We start from the raw sequence: 18,642 nt of genomic DNA, 5'->3' as shown, positions 1-18,642 counted from the left end.
AAATTTGACTTTTTAACCACTAAGGAGGAGCATTTTTTTTATGTCAATCGAGGTAGGCAGCAAGTTACAGGGTAAAGTAACAGGTATTACAAATTTTGGGGCTTTTGTGGAGCTGCCAGAAGGCTTAACGGGTCTTGTTCATATTAGTGAAGTTGCTGATAATTATGTGAAAGATATTAACGATCACTTAAAAGTGGGCGACCAAGTAGAAGTAAAAGTTATTAACGTTGAAAAAGATGGTAAGATCGGTCTATCTATTAAAAAAGCGAAAGAGCGTGAAAAAACAGAAGGAGATCGTCCACGTGGTGAATACCAACGCGGTGGCGGTGGCGATCAACAACGTTCTGGACGTCCACAACGTAATCGTTCTTTCAACAGAGATAACCGTGGCGGCGGTAACGAACGAGCTCCAAAAGAAACATTCGAGCAAAAGATGGCACGTTTCTTAAAGGACAGTGAAGATCGTTTAACTTCTTTAAAGCGTAACACAGAATCTAAACGTGGTGGCCGTGGCGCACGTCGCGGATAATAAGAACGTTTAATTCTTAGCATATAGAGAGGTACCCAGGGCGATTGCTCGGGGTGCTTTTTTATATGTGAAAATATATTTTTAAAAAAGTTTTCAAGATGTGTTGACTTTAAAATATATCTGAGGTAAGATACTAATTGTCCGTTAAATAAGACGACATGGCGGTGTAGCTCAGCTGGCTAGAGCGTACGGTTCATACCCGTGAGGTCGGGGGTTCGATCCCCTCCGCCGCTATATTTAATTTAACGGCCCGTTGGTCAAGTGGTTAAGACACCGCCCTTTCACGGCGGTAACACGGGTTCGAATCCCGTACGGGTCATCCTAAAAAGATCATGCAAATTTGCATGATCTTTTTTTGTTAAATAAATTAAGACATACAACACTTCTACAAAATCACCCTATATTTTCTGAATGTTCAATTAAAATAGTGAGAATAAATTACATACCGTGTATATATGTAGAGTTATTTCGAATAAAAAGTCGAACGATTATAAAAGTGAAAACTGTTGTTTTGACAAAAATCCCAATAATCATCTTTTATAATGACAGTAATTAAACTATGCAGGTGGTGTTAAAAATATGCCTAAAGCAGGAAGGAATACTATGAATACAAGTGCATTGGCAATGAATGAGAGTCAGCTTGGAGCAGTAAAGTGGACGAGTAAATTGCGAATGAAGTTTGAACAGGTTTTCTTTAGATGGGGATTTATTATTGTTGTTATTGGTTTTCTTTTGGGACGAGCATATATATTAACAAACATTTTACCGTTTGCACTGCCGTTTTTTGCTGCTGTTTATGTTATGAAGCGGGATAAAATGCCGCTCGCGTTCTTGGCTCTTATGGGGGGCGCACTTTCAGTTTCGATAGATAATTTATTCTTTACCTTTGCATCTATTTTTACTTTCTTCATTTATAATATCTTCTTTAGTCGGTTTACACGTAAAACTGTTGGACTTGTTCCATTCCAAGTATTTATCTCCGCATTAACCGCACATTTAGTTGTCGTATATTTCGCGCAACAAACTGTCACCATGTACGATTTACTCGTTAGTACGATTGAGGCAGGGCTTAGCTTCGTATTAACTATGATATTTTTACAAAGTGTTCCGCTTTTAGTAGAACGAAAAGGTAAACAACAAGCGCTAGAGACAGAAGAAATTGTTTGTTTAATTATATTACTAGCATCTGTTTTAACAGGGACAACAGATTGGTTTGTATATGACGCTTCTATTCAACATATTTTTACTAGGTATTTAGTGCTCGTGTTTGCATTTATTGCGGGGGCTGCTACAGGATCTACAGTGGGGGTCGTCACTGGATTAATATTAAGTTTAGCCAATGTCTCCAGTTTGTCTCAACTTAGTCTACTTGCTTTTTCTGGGTTGCTTGGTGGTTTGTTAAAAGAAGGGAAGCGTTTAGGTGTTAGTTTAGGTTTATTAATTGGGACGAGCTTGATTACGCTATATGTAGACAAGCAAACAAACATTGTGACAACTTTAATTGAATCTGGTGTGGCGATTATGTTCTTCTTATTAACACCGAAACTTGTTATGGATCGTATTGCTAAATTCATGCCAGGCACACAGGAACATTCGCAAGATCAACAACAGTATTTAAGAAGGATGCGTGATGTTACAGCGAATAAAATTAATCAATTTGCCAATGTATTTGCTGCTTTATCTAATAGCTTTTCTGTATATGGATATGTGGAGGAGGAAGATAAAGAGACAGAAGCGGATTTGTTCTTAAGTACAATTACTGCAAAAACATGTCAAACATGCTTTAAAAAGGACCAATGCTGGGTAGTTAATTTCGACAAAACGTACGATTATATGAAACAAATAATGAGTGAAACGGAAGAGGGGACGTTGCAGCATAATCGGAAGTTAGTTCGTGAATGGGACAAGCATTGTGTGAGAGGGAAGAAAGTGACGGATTTAGTAGCGGGTGAATTAGATCACTTCTATGAAGGACAAAAATTACGAAAACAAATGAAAGAAAACCGTAGAATAGTAGCGGAGCAACTATTAGGTGTATCAAAAGTTATGGAGGATTTTGCTAAGGAGATCCAAAGAGAACGAGAAAATCATCAAGTGCAGGAAGAACAGATTATGCAAGCGTTTCGTGATTTTGGCGTAGAAGTAGAGCATGTTGATATATATTGTTTAGATAGAGGAAGTATTGATATTGAAATGTTGATTCCAGTTGCATCTAATGAACATGGAGAATGTGAAAAGTTAGTTGCGCCGATGCTTTCTGACATTCTAAAGGAAAATATTGTTGTTAAACATGAAGAAAAATCTTCTTATCCGAACGGCCACAGCTTAATATCATTTGGTTCGGCAAAAACGTATTCTCTTGATACTGGGTTGGCCACAGCTGCAAAAGGCGGTGGGTTTGTTTCTGGTGACTCTTATGCGATGATGGATTTAAGTGTTGGTAAATATGCGCTTGCAATTAGTGATGGTATGGGAAATGGGCAAAGAGCTCATATGGAGAGTAAAGAAACGGTAAAATTATTACAAAAAATACTTCAATCAGGCATTGATGAGGAAATAGCGATTAAATCTATCAATTCTATTCTTTCTTTAAGAACAACAGAAGAGATGTTTACGACGTTAGATTTAGCTATGGTGGATTTGCGGGATGCGAGTGCGAAATTTTTAAAGATTGGATCGACGCCGAGTTTTGTTAAACGCGCGAATAATATTTTGAAAATTGAGGCAAGTAATTTGCCGATGGGCATTATTGAGGATGTTGAAGTTGATGTAGTAGGTGAACAATTAAAAACGGGCGATATCCTTATTATGATGAGCGATGGGATTTTCGAGGGAGCGCAACATGTAGAAAATCATGAACTATGGATGAAACGAAAAATTAAAGAATTACAAACCGAAGATCCGCAAGAAATTGCTGATATCATTATGGAAGAGGTGATTCGCTCTTGTGATGGTTATATAAATGATGATATGACTATCGTTGTGGCGAAAGTGAAGAAAAATATGCCGAAGTGGGCTACGATTCCAATTGTAGGAATGCAGGCACAATAAATTTTAAGTGTGATGTTTCTTTATCACTGTTTCTTTCTAAAAACCTAGGTGGATGCCTAGGTTTTTTTACTTTAAAAGATAATGTTATTACTTTTGTGAATATGTACGGATGATGTAAGATAAAAATGTAATTTTTGTATATCTTTTTTTTGCACAATGTTTGTAAAAGTTGTACCATTATAAACAAGGTAACTAACGTTGCTGTTCTTGTTTAATGAAAGGTGATTACGAAGTTGAAAGATACATTTGTTGAAAAGGTAGATGACTTTGTAAAGCAGCATGATGTATTAAAGGAACGTTCAACAATTGTTGTAGGGGTTTCTGGTGGTCCTGACTCTTTGGCTCTTCTATATTATTTGTTAGAAAAAAGAGCAGCAAAACAGTTCGAAATTGTAGTGGCACATGTGGACCATATGTTTAGAGGTGATGAATCTCATGAGGACCTACAGTTTGTGCAGGACCTTTGTAAAGGGCTGGGAGTTATTTGCGAAACGATAAGGATTAATGTGTCGCAATATCAACAGCAACACGGAATGAATGCACAGGTTGCTGCTAGAGAATGCAGATATGCATTTTTGGAAAGAATAATGAAGAAATATGATGCGAGATATGTAGCTCTTGGACATCATGGTGATGATCAAGTAGAGACGATTTTAATGCGCCTTGTACGAGGGAGTACTCCGAAAGGATATGCAGGAATTGCAGTGAAGCGTCCTTTTCATAATGGATATTTAATTAGGCCGTTACTTGGAGTAACGAAGGAAGAGATTGTTGATTACTGTAATAAGCTAAAAATAATTCCCCGTATAGATCCAAGTAATAAAAAGGAAGTATATACAAGGAATCGATTACGCAAATATGTTCTTCCTCATTTGAAAGAAGAAAATTCACAAGTGCATGAGAAATTCCAAAAATTTAGCATGCAGATGCAAGAGGATGAGGCGTATTTGCAGGAATTAGCTTTTGAGAAAATGAATAAAGTAATTACAAAAAAAAGTGATAAACAAATTAGCTTATCAATTCCTGCCTTTGAATCCATGTCTATGCCTTTACAAAGAAGAGGGATTCAACTAATATTAAACTATCTTTATGAATATAAGATTCCATCTTCTCTTTCCTCTATACATATTGACAAAGTGATCGAGTTTTTTAAGCGGACACAACCTTCGGGTTCACTTGATTTCCCAGGTGATTTAAAAATTGTTCGCGCATACGAGGAGTGCAGCTTTGGATTTAAACAAGAAATTGTTTCTCCTTTTTTACAAGATTTATCAGTGCCCGGGACAATTACGCTATCGAACGGGGATAAGCTTGTAACAGAGGTGAGCGAAGACATACCAAGTAACATGAATGAAACAGTATTTGTTGCTAAGTATAATGATATATCATATCCACTTCGTATTCGTTCTAGAGAAAATGGAGATCGCATGTCAATACAAGGTATGAATGGCACAAAAAAGATAAAAACTATTTTTATCGAAGCAAAAGTACCAAGAGAAAAAAGAGAAGAATGGCCGGTCGTTTGTGATGCAAGTGGGAATATTATTTGGGTACCCTTGTTGAAGCGATCTGCATTTGCTATCTCGAAAGAGGCGGCAAAGAAGGATAAATATATGATTATTCACTACAAAAGCAAGGAGTCTTCCGGGAGGATAATGAAATGATGAATCAAGATATCGAAAAAGTATTAATTTCTGAAGAACAAATACAAGAAAAGGTGCGCGAATTAGGTGCGGTTATTGCAGAGGATTATAAAAACACAATACCTCTTGCGATTGGTGTATTAAAGGGCGCAATGCCATTCATGGCAGATTTATTAAAGAGAACAGATACATATCTTGAAATGGATTTTATGGCTGTATCTAGTTACGGTCACTCTACTGTTTCAACAGGCGAAGTGAAAATTTTAAAAGACCTTGATACTTCTGTAGAGGGTCGCGATATTTTAATCGTTGAAGATATTATTGATAGCGGTCTTACGCTAAGTTACTTAGTAGACCTATTCAAATATCGTAAAGCGAAGTCTGTAAAAATTGTTACGTTATTAGATAAGCCGACAGGCCGTAAGGTAGATTTGAAAGCGGATTATGTTGGGTTTACTGTTCCACATGAATTTGTTGTAGGGTATGGATTAGATTATAAAGAGCAGTACCGTAATCTTCCTTATGTAGGAGTATTAAAACCAAGTGTTTACTCAAATTAATTAAATACAGGCGTCACAATTGTATAGGAAAGTTTTTCTATGTTACGATTTACTATAGTGTTTATGCCGTGAGAGGAGGTTAGGAATGAATCGTATCTTCCGTAATACCATCTTTTATTTACTGATATTCCTAGTAGTAATTGGAATCGTGAGCTATTTTAATGGTTCGACACAAAAAACGACATCAGTTAGCTACGATAAATTCATTACTAAACTAGAAAAAGGTGAAGTGCGTAATGTGCAACTTCAACCGAAAAATGGTGTATTTGAGGTAAAAGGACAATTTAACAACTCTAGCCAAGGAGAACAATTTGTTACTTATGCACCAAATACTGAGGAATTACAAAAGAAAATTAATGACAAAGCGCAAGGTGCTGAAGTTAAGTATCAACCAGCAGAAGAAACAAGTGCTTGGGTAACGTTCTTTACTTCAATCATTCCGTTTGTCATTATCTTCATTTTATTCTTCTTCTTATTAAACCAGGCTCAGGGCGGCGGTAGCCGTGTTATGAACTTCGGGAAAAGTAAGGCGAAGTTATATAATGACGAAAAGAAAAAAGTTCGTTTCAGAGATGTTGCTGGAGCGGATGAAGAGAAACAAGAGCTTGTTGAGGTAGTTGAATTCTTGAAAGATCCTCGTAAGTTCGCTGAAGTTGGTGCCCGTATTCCGAAGGGTGTTCTATTAGTAGGACCTCCAGGTACAGGTAAAACTTTACTAGCACGTGCCGTTGCAGGTGAGGCAGGCGTTCCATTCTTCTCTATCAGTGGTTCTGATTTCGTAGAGATGTTCGTCGGTGTCGGTGCATCACGTGTACGTGATTTATTCGAAAATGCAAAGAAAAATGCTCCTTGTATCATTTTCATTGATGAAATTGATGCAGTAGGACGTCAACGTGGCGCAGGTCTTGGTGGTGGCCATGATGAGCGTGAGCAAACGTTGAACCAATTACTTGTTGAAATGGATGGATTCGGTGCAAACGAAGGTATTATTATCATCGCTGCAACAAACCGTCCTGATATTCTTGATCCAGCGTTATTACGTCCAGGTCGTTTTGACCGTCAAATTACAGTAGATCGTCCAGATGTAAATGGCCGTGAAGCTGTGCTGAAAGTACATGCTCGTAATAAACCGCTTGATGATCATATCAACTTAAGAGCAATTGCAACTCGTACACCAGGGTTCTCTGGTGCGGATCTTGAAAACTTATTAAACGAAGCTGCTTTAGTGGCTGCGCGTCAAGATAAGAAGAAAATTGATATGAGTGACATTGATGAAGCAACGGATCGTGTTATTGCAGGTCCAGCTAAGAAAAGTCGTGTTATCTCTGAAAAAGAACGTAATATCGTTGCATTCCATGAAGCTGGCCATACTGTAATTGGTGTTGTCCTTGATGAAGCAGATATCGTTCATAAAGTAACAATTGTCCCTCGTGGTCAAGCTGGTGGATATGCAGTAATGCTTCCGAAAGAAGATCGTTACTTCATGACAAAACCAGAGTTACTTGATAAAATCACTGGTTTACTTGGTGGTCGAGTAGCTGAAGAGATTGTGTTTGGTGAAGCAAGTACAGGTGCTCACAACGACTTCCAACGTGCGACTGGTATTGCAAGACGTATGGTTACGGAATTCGGTATGAGTGATAAGCTTGGACCGATGCAATTCGGTAGCTCACAAGGTGGTCAAGTGTTCTTAGGAAGAGACTTCCATTCAGAACAAAACTACAGTGATGCAATTGCACATGAAATCGATGTGGAAATGCAAACTATTATAAAAGAATGTTATGCTCGCGCGAAACAAATTCTTACTGAAAAACGTGATAAGCTAGATATTATTGCGAAAACGTTACTTGAAGTAGAAACGTTAGATGCAGAGCAAATCAATCATTTATATGATTACGGCAGATTGCCAGAGCGTCCAACATCTTCAGATGATGTGAAAGTAAACATCAATATGAAGAAGGACGATGAAGAATCAGAAGATAAGTAAGAGGTGAAGGAGTGACGATGGTCACTCCTTTTTTTATTTGTGGAACGAAATGAAGTAGAAAAAAATTTAAGTAAATCTGGTATTAAAAATTGAAATAGAGCGTAATCTTTTTGTAAAATGATGAGGATAGAAAAGCTGATTATATAAGTATGTGTGATATGATGTTTTTATAAGTTTTATACATACTGCACAAATATAGATTAAATAAGATAAGTGGTGAGAATATGATTTTTGTATTGGATGTAGGGAACACAAATGCTGTGCTAGGCGTGTTTGAAGAGGGGGAACTTCGTCAACATTGGCGCATGGAAACAGATCGTCATAAGACAGAAGATGAATATGGAATGCTTGTAAAGCAGTTGCTTGAGCATGAAGGTCTTTCGTTTGAAGATGTGAAAGGTATTATCGTGTCTTCAGTCGTACCACCAATTATGTTTGCATTAGAGCGCATGTGTGAAAAGTATTTTAAAATTAAACCGCTTGTAGTAGGTCCTGGAATAAAAACGGGGCTAAATATTAAATATGAAAATCCACGTGAAGTAGGCGCGGACCGAATTGTAAATGCGGTAGCAGGAATCCACTTGTATGGAAGTCCGCTTATTATTGTCGATTTCGGTACGGCTACTACATATTGTTATATTAACGAAGAAAAGCATTATATGGGTGGGGTTATTACGCCGGGAATTATGATTTCAGCAGAGGCTTTATATAGTAGAGCGGCAAAACTTCCTCGTATTGAAATTACAAAACCAAGCAGTGTTGTTGGAAAGAATACGGTAAGTGCAATGCAATCTGGTATTCTTTATGGTTATGTTGGACAAGTGGAAGGTATTGTTAAGCGTATGAAAGAGGAAGCTAAACAAGAACCGAAAGTTATTGCAACAGGTGGATTGGCGAAATTAATTTCAGAAGAATCGAATGTAATTGATGTTGTAGATCCATTTTTAACATTAAAAGGTTTGTATATGTTATACGAGCGTAATGCAAATTTACAGCATGAGAAAGGTGAATAAATGAGTATGAAAGATTATTTAGTAAAAGCGTTAGCATTTGATGGAGAAGTGCGTGCATATAGTGTACGTACTACAAACACAGTAAGTGAGGCGCAAAGACGTCATGATACATGGAGAACAGCTTCGGCGGCACTTGGTCGTTCTTTAACTGCAGGTACAATGATGGGCGCGATGTTAAAAGGTGACCAAAAGTTAACGATTAAGGTAGAAGGTAATGGTCCGATTGGTCCTATCTTAGTAGATGCTCATGCAAATGGGGATGTACGTGGTTATGTAACGAATCCACATGTTGATTTTGAAGGAACGGAACAAGGGAAATTACGTGTATATCAAGCGGTAGGTACTGAGGGATTTGTAACAGTAATTAAAGATATTGGTATGCGTGAGCCGTTTATTGGTCAATCTCCAATTGTTTCAGGAGAATTAGGGGAAGACTTCACGTATTATTTTGCAGTTTCTGAGCAAACACCTTCTTCTGTAGGAGTTGGCGTTCTTGTAAATGGAGATGACAGCGTATTAGCGGCAGGTGGATTTATCCTTCAAATTATGCCAGGTGCACAGGAAGAAACAATTTCATTCATTGAAGATCGTTTGCAGAAGATTCCTCCTGTATCAACGTTAATTGAACAAGGGCTTTCTCCAGAAGAGTTACTGTATGCAGTTCTTGGAGAAGATAAAGTAAAAGTATTAGAAGTGATGGATGTTCAATTTAATTGTACATGCTCACGCGAACGTATTGAGAGTGTGTTAATTAGTTTAGGTAAAACAGAGTTAGAGCAAATTCGCGAAGAAGAAGAAGAGACAGAAGTTCATTGTCATTTCTGTAATGAGCGATACAAGTTCTCTAAAGAAGATATTACAAATTTAATTGAGAGTTTGTAATAAGGGAAGTGAGGGAATCCATCCTCTAAATAGATTGACAAACAGGGAATTTTCTGACAAAATCTAAATATAGATAAAACCAATAAAAATACTCGGTGTTAGGAGTGACAGGAATGCGAGTGGCACAATCAGTTTCAGAATTAATCGGGAAAACGCCGATCGTTAAGTTGAACCGCATCGTAGAATCAAACAGCGCAGATATATACTTAAAATTAGAATTTATGAATCCAGGGAGCAGTGTTAAAGATCGTATTGCATTAGCTATGATTGAAGATGCTGAAAAAAAAGGATTATTAAAAGAAGGCGATACAATCATTGAGCCAACAAGTGGTAACACGGGAATTGGTTTAGCGATGGTAGCGGCCGCTAAAGGATATAAGGCAATTTTAGTAATGCCAGAAACAATGAGTATTGAGCGTCGTAATTTATTACGTGCTTACGGTGCGGAATTAGTATTGACTCCAGGGCCTGAAGGAATGGGTGGAGCAATTCGTCAAGCGACTGAATTAGCAAAAGAGCATGGCTACTTTATACCACAACAGTTCAAAAACCAATCGAATCCAGAAATTCATCGTTTAACAACAGGGCCAGAAATTGTTGAACAAATGGGTGACCAATTAGATGCGTTTATTGCAGGTATTGGTACAGGTGGAACGATTACTGGTGCTGGTGAAGTGCTGAAAGAAGCGTATAAAGATATTAAAATTTATGCAGTAGAACCTGCGGATTCACCAGTACTATCTGGTGGGAAACCGGGTCCACATAAAATCCAAGGAATTGGGGCGGGATTCATCCCAGAGACATTGGATGTAGAGGTATATGATGAAATTGTTCAAGTAAAAGCAGAGCAAGCATTTGAATATGCAAGAAGAGTGGCTAAAGAGGAAGGTATTTTAGTGGGTATCTCTTCTGGAGCAGTTATTTATGCAGCAACAGAAATTGCGAAAAAGTTAGGTAAAGGGAAAAAGGTACTTGTTATTATCCCAAGTAACGGTGAACGTTATTTAAGTACACCGCTTTATCAATTTGAGTCTTAATTATATGTGATTGAAAAAGCATCCTTGAAAAGGATGCTTTTTCTTTTTGGATTGGAAATAGGAAAAGAGTGAATGACTAGAAAACTTCATGTAAAATAAGAGGTAGTATAATTAATTTATTTTCACTAGCCTTCGAGTATAACCACTTTATATACATAACGAATGTAGTTTGAGGTGGTTAATCTAAGAGGGTGGGATAAAAGAAGACGGGGTGTTGATATGCAACGAAGAAAATCTGTAGCGCTTTCTATTCCATATCAGTTAGATTTCTTTAAGCAGTATAAATTTCTTTCTAAGGATAAACCGCAACATATTTTGTTAGAGAGTGGACGTGGCGGTCGTTATAACATTGTGGGGTTGAACCCAGTAGCGGTAATCCGAGGGAAGGGTGAAACGTTACATATAAGCGAAAGTGGTAAGGAAACAATAAAACAAGGAAACCCATTAGATTTAATGCAGGAATATATGGAGCGATGGAAAACGGATTATAATCCGGAATACCCTCCATTTCAAGGTGGTGCAATTGGTTACTTTAGTTATGATTGCATCCGTTATATTGAAAAACTCCCTTCCCATGCGGAGGATGACATTAATATACCTGATATATTCTTTTTATTATTTGATGATGTGTTTGTTTATGATCAAAAAGAAAAAGTATTATGGATTATTACACATTATGTAGATAAGCATGAAGAGGCAAAAGAGCGATTAAATGAATGGAAGATTCTTTGGGCGACAGAAGCGCCAGAAGTGAATATACCTTTTGCATGCCCTGAAGAGAAAAGTGAAACAGTTGCTTTTACAGAAGAAAGCTTTATGAAGGCGGTTGAATGTATTCAAGAATATATTGGGGCTGGTGATGTGTTCCAAGTAAACTTGTCGACAAGGCAAGAAAGAACGTTACAAACACACCCACTAGAAATCTATACAAGTCTTCGTGAGATTAATCCATCTCCATATATGGGTTACTTGGAGCTCGGGGATTTTCAAATTGTTAGTGGATCGCCAGAGTTGCTAATTAAGAAAGAGGGAACCGAAGTAAGTACAAGACCGATTGCTGGAACGAGATCTAGAGGGGAGAATGAGCAAGAGGATGAAGAATTAGCAAAAGAATTAATTGAGAACGAAAAAGAAAGAGCAGAGCACGTCATGCTTGTGGATTTAGAACGAAATGATTTAGGGCGTGTTTGTAAATATGGCACTGTAGAAGTAGATGAATTTATGGTAATTGAGAAATACTCACATGTTATGCATATTGTTTCTAATGTGCGTGGTGAGGTGGAAGAAGATAAAGATGCTTTTGATTTAGTGAAGGCTGTATTCCCTGGGGGAACAATTACTGGTGCTCCGAAAATACGTACGATGGAAATTATTGAAGAATTAGAACCTGTTCGCCGAGGGATTTATACAGGTTCAATCGGGTGGATCGGTTATTCTGGAGATACAGAATTGAATATTGTAATTAGAACACTGCTTGCTAAAGATGGAAAAGCACATGTACAAGCAGGAGCGGGAATTGTAATTGATTCGAATCCGGAAAATGAATATAAAGAGTCGTTAAAAAAGGCGATTGCTTTATGGCGTGCAAAAGAACGTAGCGAAGAAACGGTTAGGTGAGAGAAATGATATTAATGATTGATAATTATGATTCTTTTACATTTAATTTAGTGCAGTTTCTTGGAGAACTTGGACAAGAGCTTGTTGTTAAACGTAACGATGAAGTGACTATTTCAGATATTGAGAATATGAAACCAGACTTTTTAATGATTTCGCCAGGTCCGTGTAGTCCTAATGAAGCAGGTGTTAGTATGGAGGTTATTCAATACTTTGCTGGAAAGATTCCGATTTTTGGGGTTTGTCTTGGACATCAATCCATTGCACAAGTGTTTGGCGGAGAGGTTATACGTGCGGAGCGCTTAATGCATGGGAAAACGTCGCTTATGCATCATGACGGAAAGACGATTTTTTCGGATATCCCTAATCCGTTTACTGCGACACGTTATCATTCCCTTATCGTTAAGAAAGAGACGTTACCTGATTGCTTAGAGGTAACATCTTGGACAGAAGAAGGGGAAATTATGGCGCTCCGTCATACAACATTACCGATTGAAGGTGTACAGTTCCATCCAGAATCAATTATGACTTCCCACGGGAAAGAGTTGTTGCAGAATTTCATTCGTAAATACAGCCCAAGTGTGACATCGTGTTAATTTACGTAAATGGTGAGTATGTAGAAGCAAGTGAAGCGAGAATTTCTCCTTATGATCATGGTTATTTATATGGTCTTGGAGTTTTTGAGACATTTCGTATTTATAATGGTCATCCTTTCTTATTGGATGATCATTATGACCGTTTAATAGATGCGCTGGATACATTGCAAATTAAATGGACAATGACGAAAGATGAAGTACTGCTTATTTTGAAGAATTTACTCGTTAAGAATGAATTAGAGCATGCATATGTACGTTTTAATGTATCAGCGGGTATAGATGAAATTGGATTGCAAACGGAAATGTATGAAGAGCCGTCTGTTATTGTTTTTATAAAACCTTTAGCAGCCCCTGAAGGTGTAGTGGAAAAAGAAGGGGTTGTTTTAAAACAAGTGCGAAATACACCAGAGGGTGCGTCTCGCTTAAAGTCTCATCATTATTTAAATAACATTTTAGGAAAACGTGAAATTGGAAATGTTGTGAATAAGGAAGGTATTTTCCTTACTGAAACAGGTTATGTTGCAGAGGGTATTGTTTCGAATCTCTTTTTCGTGAAAGGTGATATTTTGTATACACCTTCGCTAAAAACAGGGATTTTAAATGGTATCACTCGTGCGTTTATTATAAAGGTTGCTGAAGAGCTGGGCATCGAAGTAAAGGAAGGTTTCTTTACAAAAGATGAATTACTTTCAGCTGATGAAGTCTTTGTAACAAACTCGATTCAAGAAATTGTCCCGCTTTATCATATAGAGGGACGAGATTTCCCGGGTAAAGTAGGTATGGTTACAAAAAGGTTTATGAGTCTTTATGAAATGCAGAGAGAGAAATTGTGGAGCAGAAATGAATTGCGAAGAGGAGATGTGTAGTTTGAAGTGGGATTATGATTTACGCTGCGGCGAATATACATTGAACTTAAATGAAAAAACTTTAATTATGGGGATTTTAAATGTAACACCAGATTCGTTTTCTGATGGTGGGAGTTACAACGAGTTAGAGGCTGCGGTGCGCCATGCGAAAGAAATGCGAGATGAAGGTGCTCATATTATTGATATCGGCGGTGAATCTACTCGCCCGGGTTTTGCTAAAGTATCGGTGGAAGAAGAAATAAAGCGAGTTGTTCCGATGATTCAGGCGGTTGCAAAAGAAGTGGAATTGCCTATTTCTATCGACACGTATAAAGCTGAAGTTGCAAAACAAGCAATCGAAGCGGGCGCTCATATTATTAATGATGTTTGGGGAGCGAAGGCGGAACCGAAAATCGCTGAAGTTGCAGCTCATTACGATGTACCTATTATCTTGATGCATAATCGCGATAACATGAATTACCGCAATTTAATGGCTGATATGATTGCTGATTTATATGAAAGCATCAAAATTGCTAAAGATGCTGGCGTAAGAGATGAGAATATCATTTTAGACCCAGGCATCGGTTTTGCTAAAACACCTGAACAAAATTTAGAAGCGATGCGTAATTTAGAACAGTTAAACGTACTGGGTTATCCAGTTCTCTTAGGTACTTCAAGAAAGTCCTTTATTGGACATGTGTTAGATTTACCGGTAGAGGAACGTCTTGAGGGAACAGGAGCTACCGTTTGTCTCGGCATTGAAAAGGGTTGTGAGTTTGTTCGTGTTCATGATGTGAAGGAAATGGCACGTATGGCTAAGATGATGGATGCGATGATTGGTAAGGGGGTAAAGTAATTGGATAAAATTTATGTTCATGATATGGAGTTTTACGGTTATCATGGTGTATTCCCAGAGGAAAATAAATTGGGTCAGAGATTTAAAGTGGACTTAACGGTGGAGTTGGATTTGAAACAGGCAGGAGAAAGTGATGACTTAGAGCATTCTGTCAATTATGGAGAGCTTTTCGAGTTATGTAGAAAAGTTGTTGAAGATAGAACGTATAAGCTTGTAGAGAGTATCGCTGAAAATATTGCTACAGATATATTAAAACAATATGAGAGCATTTTCCGTTGTACAATTAAAGTAATTAAACCAGATCCGCCGATACCTGGGCATTATCGTGCTGTAGCGGTGGAAATTACGAGAGAACGTCCATGAATAATATAGCTTACATTGCATTAGGTTCAAATATCGGAGAACGTTATACGTATTTAACTGAAGCGATTCAGTTTTTAAACAAAAACCCGTATATCCAAGTTAACGATATTTCATCTGTATATGAAACAGAGCCAGTTGGCTATACTGACCAAAGTTGCTTTTTAAATTTAGTTATAAAAATTTCTACCAATTTATCACCGCAAGAATTATTGAAAATTACACAAAGAGTAGAGAATGATTTAGGAAGAAAAAGGGAAATTAGATGGGGTCCGAGGACCATCGACCTTGACATTTTACTATATAATCAAGAAAATATTGAAGCAGAGAATCTTATTGTTCCGCATCCGCGGATGTTCGAAAGAGCTTTTGTTATCGTTCCGTTGTTAGAGATTAATCAAGATATAAAACAAAACATTTCACGTTCACAAGTAGAAGAAATGAAAAGGCGAGAGGGAGTAACGGTATGGAAGCAGAAAAATGGGGAAGACGCATTCGTGCTTTTCGAAAGCTAAAAGGTTATACACAAGAAGGTTTTGCGAAAGAGTTAGGGGTATCTGTATCTGTTTTAGGTGAAGTTGAGAGAGGGAATCGATCGCCTTCCCAAGATTTTGTAGTGGAAGTTGCTAAGGCATTAAAGGTTTCAGTGGAGGAATTAATGCCGAAGTGACTATGAAGGAAGGAGTAAGTCGAGTGTTAAAGATTGCAAATATTGAGATGAAAAACCCGGTTGTATTAGCACCGATGGCGGGAGTGTGTAACTCTGCATTCCGTTTGACAGTAAAAGAATTTGGTGCAGGTTTAGTTTGTGCTGAAATGGTAAGTGATAAAGCGATATTACTTAATAACAAAAGAACATTAGATATGTTATATATTGATGAAAGAGAAAAGCCATTAAGTTTACAAATTTTTGGTGGAGAGAAAGAAACTCTTGTAGATGCTGCGAAATACGTAGATAAATATACGACAGCAGACATTATTGATATTAATATGGGTTGCCCAGTACCGAAAATCATTAAGTGTGACGCGGGAGCAAAGTGGCTTTTAGACCCAAATAAAATATATGAAATGGTAGCGGCGGTTGTAGATGCTGTTGAAAAGCCGGTTACAGTTAAGATGCGTATTGGTTGGGATGCAGATCATATTTTTGCAATTGAGAATGCAAAAGCTGTTGAGCGTGCTGGCGGACAAGCAGTAGCAGTTCATGGACGTACACGAGTACAAATGTATGAAGGGAAAGCGGATTGGGATATTATTAAACAAGTAAAGCAAGCTGTAAATATCCCGGTTATCGGAAATGGTGATGTCGAAACGCCACAAGATGCAAAGCGTATGCTTGATGAAATTGGTGTAGACGGTGTTATGATTGGTCGCGCTGCCCTTGGGGACCCGTGGATGATTTATCGTACGGTAAAGTATTTGGAAACAGGTGAATTAATGCCGGAACCGACAGTGCGTGAGAAAATTGACGTATGTATGTTGCATCTAGATCGTCTTATCGATTTAAAGAACGAAAATGTCGCTGTAAGAGAGATGAGAAAGCATGCAGCTTGGTATTTAAAGGGTGTTCGTGGTAATGCAACTGTACGTAATGGTATTAATGCTTGTAATACGCGTGAGGACCTTGCGAATGTATTAGGTGCATTTGTAGAAGAAGTAGAAGCGAAACAACAAACAATTCACGTTGGTTAATAATAGATAGGGAAGATTGACATTCTTCTATACACTTCCTATAATTACGTGAAAGAAAGAAGAACTGCCAGCTAGTTGCTGGCAGTTTTTCTAGTTGAGTAGAAAATGCTATACTGTATATATTGTAAAAATTAATAGAGCTGGAGTGATATCAATACCATGGATAACATGAACCACGAAGAATTAAACGACCAATTGCTTGTTCGTCGTGAAAAGTTACATAACTTACGTGAGCAAGGAATCGATCCGTTTGGTAAACGATTTGAACGTACAAATGCAACAAATGACTTATTAAGCTTATATGGAGAGTTCTCTAAAGAAGAATTAGAAGAGAAAGAAATCTCTGTTTCTATCGCTGGTCGTATTATGACAAAACGCGGTAAAGGAAAAGCTGGATTTGCACATATTCAAGATTTACATGGACAAGTTCAAATTTATGTTCGTAAAGATGCTGTTGGAGATGAAGAGTACGAATTGTTTAAAACAGCAGATTTAGGTGATTTAGTAGGTATTGAAGGTAAAGTGTTCAAAACGAACGTTGGAGAACTTTCGGTGAAAGCAACGGGCTTTACACTATTAACGAAATCTCTTCGTCCATTACCGGATAAATATCATGGATTAAAAGATGTTGAACAACGCTACCGTCAACGTTACTTAGACTTAATCACAAGTATGGAAAGCCGTGAAACATTCGTTACTCGCAGTAAAATCATTCGTGAAATGAGAAGATACTTAGATGACAATGGTTATCTTGAAGTGGAAACACCTATGATGCATGCAATTGCAGGTGGAGCTTCTGCGCGTCCTTTCATTACGCACCATAATGCGTTAGATATGGAATTATACATGCGTATCGCAATTGAACTTCATTTAAAACGCCTTATTGTGGGTGGATTAGAAAAAGTTTATGAAATCGGTCGTGTATTCCGTAATGAGGGTGTATCAACTCGTCATAATCCAGAGTTTACAATGATTGAATTATATGAAGCGTATGCTGATTATAAAGATATTATGAAACTAACAGAAAATATGGTTGCGCATATTGCGAAGCAAGTACTAGGTACAACAACAATCCAATATGGTGATTATGAAATTAATCTAGAACCAGAATGGACACGTCTTCATATGGTAGATGCAATCAAGGAACATTCTGGAGCAGATTTCTGGAATCCAATGAGTGTAGAAGATGCGCGTGAACTTGCAAAAGAACATAATGTAGGTATTAAGGATACGATGGAAGTTGGTCATATTATAAACGAATTCTTCGAACAAAAAGTAGAAGATAAATTAATCCAACCAACATTTATTTACGGTCATCCGGTAGAAATTTCGCCACTTGCGAAAAAGAATGACGAAGATCCACGATTCACAGATCGTTTCGAATTATTTATCGTTGCACGCGAACATGCAAATGCATTCACTGAGCTAAATGATCCGATTGATCAAAAAGAACGCTTTGAAGCGCAATTAAAAGAGCGCGAACAAGGTAATGATGAAGCTCACATGATGGATGATGATTATATTGAAGCTCTTGAGTACGGTATGCCTCCTACAGGTGGTCTAGGAATTGGTATTGATCGTCTTGTTATGTTGTTAACGAATGCACCATCTATTCGTGATGTATTATTATTCCCTGCTATGCGTCATAAACAAGACTAAGCTTTGGAGATTTCTCCAAAGCTTTTTTTATTTGAGTATGAGCTACGTAGGGATAGTAGCTCTTGATGGTGCGAGAAATTATATTTATATAGAAGAAATGTGCTGTTTTTATACTTTTTTACTAAGTTAAAAATTTTATTAGAAAAACTATTGCATTTTAATAATCAAACTGGTATATTTATATTCGTTGCCACGAAAGGTAACAAGCAAAACAAACGAAAAACAACTTATTGAAAAAAGTTGTTGACGAAAATATAACGAAATGTTATATTAATAAAGTCGCTTCTGAGCGGCAGATAAGTTCTTTGAAAACTGAAC

At 37.5% G+C, this 18,642-nt stretch carries 17 protein-coding genes and 2 tRNA genes; all 19 read left to right on the top strand.

The window, feature by feature from the left end; genetic code table 11:
• The first annotated feature begins 40 nt into the window (after positions 1 to 40).
• The 19 genes from DN392_RS28555 to lysS all read left to right on the top strand — a co-directional run bounded on the left by DN392_RS28555 (position 41) and on the right by lysS (position 18,324).
• Positions 41 to 529 (top strand): S1 domain-containing RNA-binding protein, encoded by a 489-nt coding sequence (locus tag DN392_RS28555; protein ID WP_000021454.1) that lies wholly within the window; start codon positions 41 to 43, stop codon positions 527 to 529.
• 160 nt (positions 530 to 689) lie between these two features.
• Positions 690 to 763: transfer RNA gene (locus tag DN392_RS28550), tRNA-Met, on the top strand.
• A 13-nt stretch (positions 764 to 776) separates the two neighbouring features.
• A tRNA-Glu gene (locus DN392_RS28545) sits at positions 777 to 848 on the top strand.
• Positions 849 to 1,108: 260 nt separating this feature from the next.
• On the top strand, positions 1,109 to 3,580 hold the full coding sequence (gene spoIIE, locus DN392_RS28540) for a stage II sporulation protein E (RefSeq protein ID WP_001123543.1): 2,472 nt from the start codon (positions 1,109 to 1,111) through the stop codon (positions 3,578 to 3,580).
• Positions 3,581 to 3,813: 233 nt separating this feature from the next.
• Complete coding sequence (gene tilS / locus DN392_RS28535; RefSeq protein ID WP_000655443.1) at positions 3,814 to 5,244, top strand: tRNA lysidine(34) synthetase TilS; 1,431 nt, start codon at positions 3,814 to 3,816, stop codon at positions 5,242 to 5,244.
• Positions 5,241 to 5,783, top strand: coding sequence for a hypoxanthine phosphoribosyltransferase (gene hpt, locus DN392_RS28530; protein WP_000981845.1), 543 nt, complete (start codon positions 5,241 to 5,243; stop codon positions 5,781 to 5,783). The genes tilS and hpt overlap by 4 nt, the downstream gene beginning before the upstream one ends.
• An 85-nt stretch (positions 5,784 to 5,868) precedes the next feature.
• Entirely contained in the window at positions 5,869 to 7,770 is a 1,902-nt protein-coding gene (gene ftsH / locus DN392_RS28525; RefSeq protein ID WP_001079657.1) for an ATP-dependent zinc metalloprotease FtsH, read from the top strand.
• A gap of 224 nt (positions 7,771 to 7,994) precedes the next feature.
• Positions 7,995 to 8,783, top strand: a complete 789-nt coding sequence (locus tag DN392_RS28520; RefSeq protein WP_000578367.1) for a type III pantothenate kinase — start codon at positions 7,995 to 7,997, stop codon at positions 8,781 to 8,783.
• Between the two features lie 6 nt (positions 8,784 to 8,789).
• Entirely contained in the window at positions 8,790 to 9,665 is an 876-nt protein-coding gene (gene hslO / locus DN392_RS28515; RefSeq protein WP_033658948.1) for a redox-regulated molecular chaperone HslO, read from the top strand.
• Between the two features lie 113 nt (positions 9,666 to 9,778).
• Complete coding sequence (gene cysK, locus DN392_RS28510; protein ID WP_001261726.1) at positions 9,779 to 10,702, top strand: cysteine synthase A; 924 nt, start codon at positions 9,779 to 9,781, stop codon at positions 10,700 to 10,702.
• A gap of 219 nt (positions 10,703 to 10,921) precedes the next feature.
• A complete protein-coding gene (gene pabB / locus DN392_RS28505; protein ID WP_001189731.1) occupies positions 10,922 to 12,319 on the top strand; it encodes an aminodeoxychorismate synthase component I in 1,398 nt (465 codons plus the stop codon).
• 5 nt (positions 12,320 to 12,324) lie between these two features.
• On the top strand, positions 12,325 to 12,912 hold the full coding sequence (gene pabA, locus DN392_RS28500) for an aminodeoxychorismate/anthranilate synthase component II (protein WP_000602303.1): 588 nt from the start codon (positions 12,325 to 12,327) through the stop codon (positions 12,910 to 12,912).
• Entirely contained in the window at positions 12,906 to 13,778 is an 873-nt protein-coding gene (gene pabC / locus DN392_RS28495; protein ID WP_048567316.1) for an aminodeoxychorismate lyase, read from the top strand. Before pabA ends, pabC begins: the two co-directional genes overlap by 7 nt.
• A complete protein-coding gene (gene folP / locus DN392_RS28490; RefSeq protein ID WP_046958124.1) occupies positions 13,753 to 14,613 on the top strand; it encodes a dihydropteroate synthase in 861 nt (286 codons plus the stop codon). Before pabC ends, folP begins: the two co-directional genes overlap by 26 nt.
• On the top strand, positions 14,614 to 14,976 hold the full coding sequence (gene folB / locus DN392_RS28485) for a dihydroneopterin aldolase (protein WP_048567314.1): 363 nt from the start codon (positions 14,614 to 14,616) through the stop codon (positions 14,974 to 14,976). It abuts the gene before it with no gap.
• Entirely contained in the window at positions 14,973 to 15,488 is a 516-nt protein-coding gene (gene folK, locus DN392_RS28480; RefSeq protein ID WP_001059453.1) for a 2-amino-4-hydroxy-6-hydroxymethyldihydropteridine diphosphokinase, read from the top strand. The genes folB and folK overlap by 4 nt, the downstream gene beginning before the upstream one ends.
• A complete protein-coding gene (locus DN392_RS28475; protein ID WP_000387029.1) occupies positions 15,440 to 15,643 on the top strand; it encodes a helix-turn-helix domain-containing protein in 204 nt (67 codons plus the stop codon). The genes folK and DN392_RS28475 overlap by 49 nt, the downstream gene beginning before the upstream one ends.
• A gap of 23 nt (positions 15,644 to 15,666) precedes the next feature.
• Entirely contained in the window at positions 15,667 to 16,665 is a 999-nt protein-coding gene (gene dusB, locus DN392_RS28470) for a tRNA dihydrouridine synthase DusB (RefSeq protein WP_000912237.1), read from the top strand.
• Between the two features lie 159 nt (positions 16,666 to 16,824).
• The gene (gene lysS, locus DN392_RS28465; protein ID WP_088321378.1) at positions 16,825 to 18,324 is read left to right on the top strand and encodes a lysine--tRNA ligase; all 1,500 of its coding nucleotides are present in this window, start codon (positions 16,825 to 16,827) and stop codon (positions 18,322 to 18,324) included.
• The last annotated feature ends 318 nt before the right edge of the window (positions 18,325 to 18,642 follow it).

Origin of the sequence: Bacillus sp. BB51/4 (assembly GCF_008368845.1) — a bacterium.
GTDB classification, from domain to species: Bacteria; Bacillota; Bacilli; order Bacillales; family Bacillaceae_G; genus Bacillus_A; species Bacillus_A wiedmannii.
The sequence above is the reverse complement of the archived record's forward strand: the minus strand, read 5'-3'. Positions and strand labels throughout refer to the sequence as shown.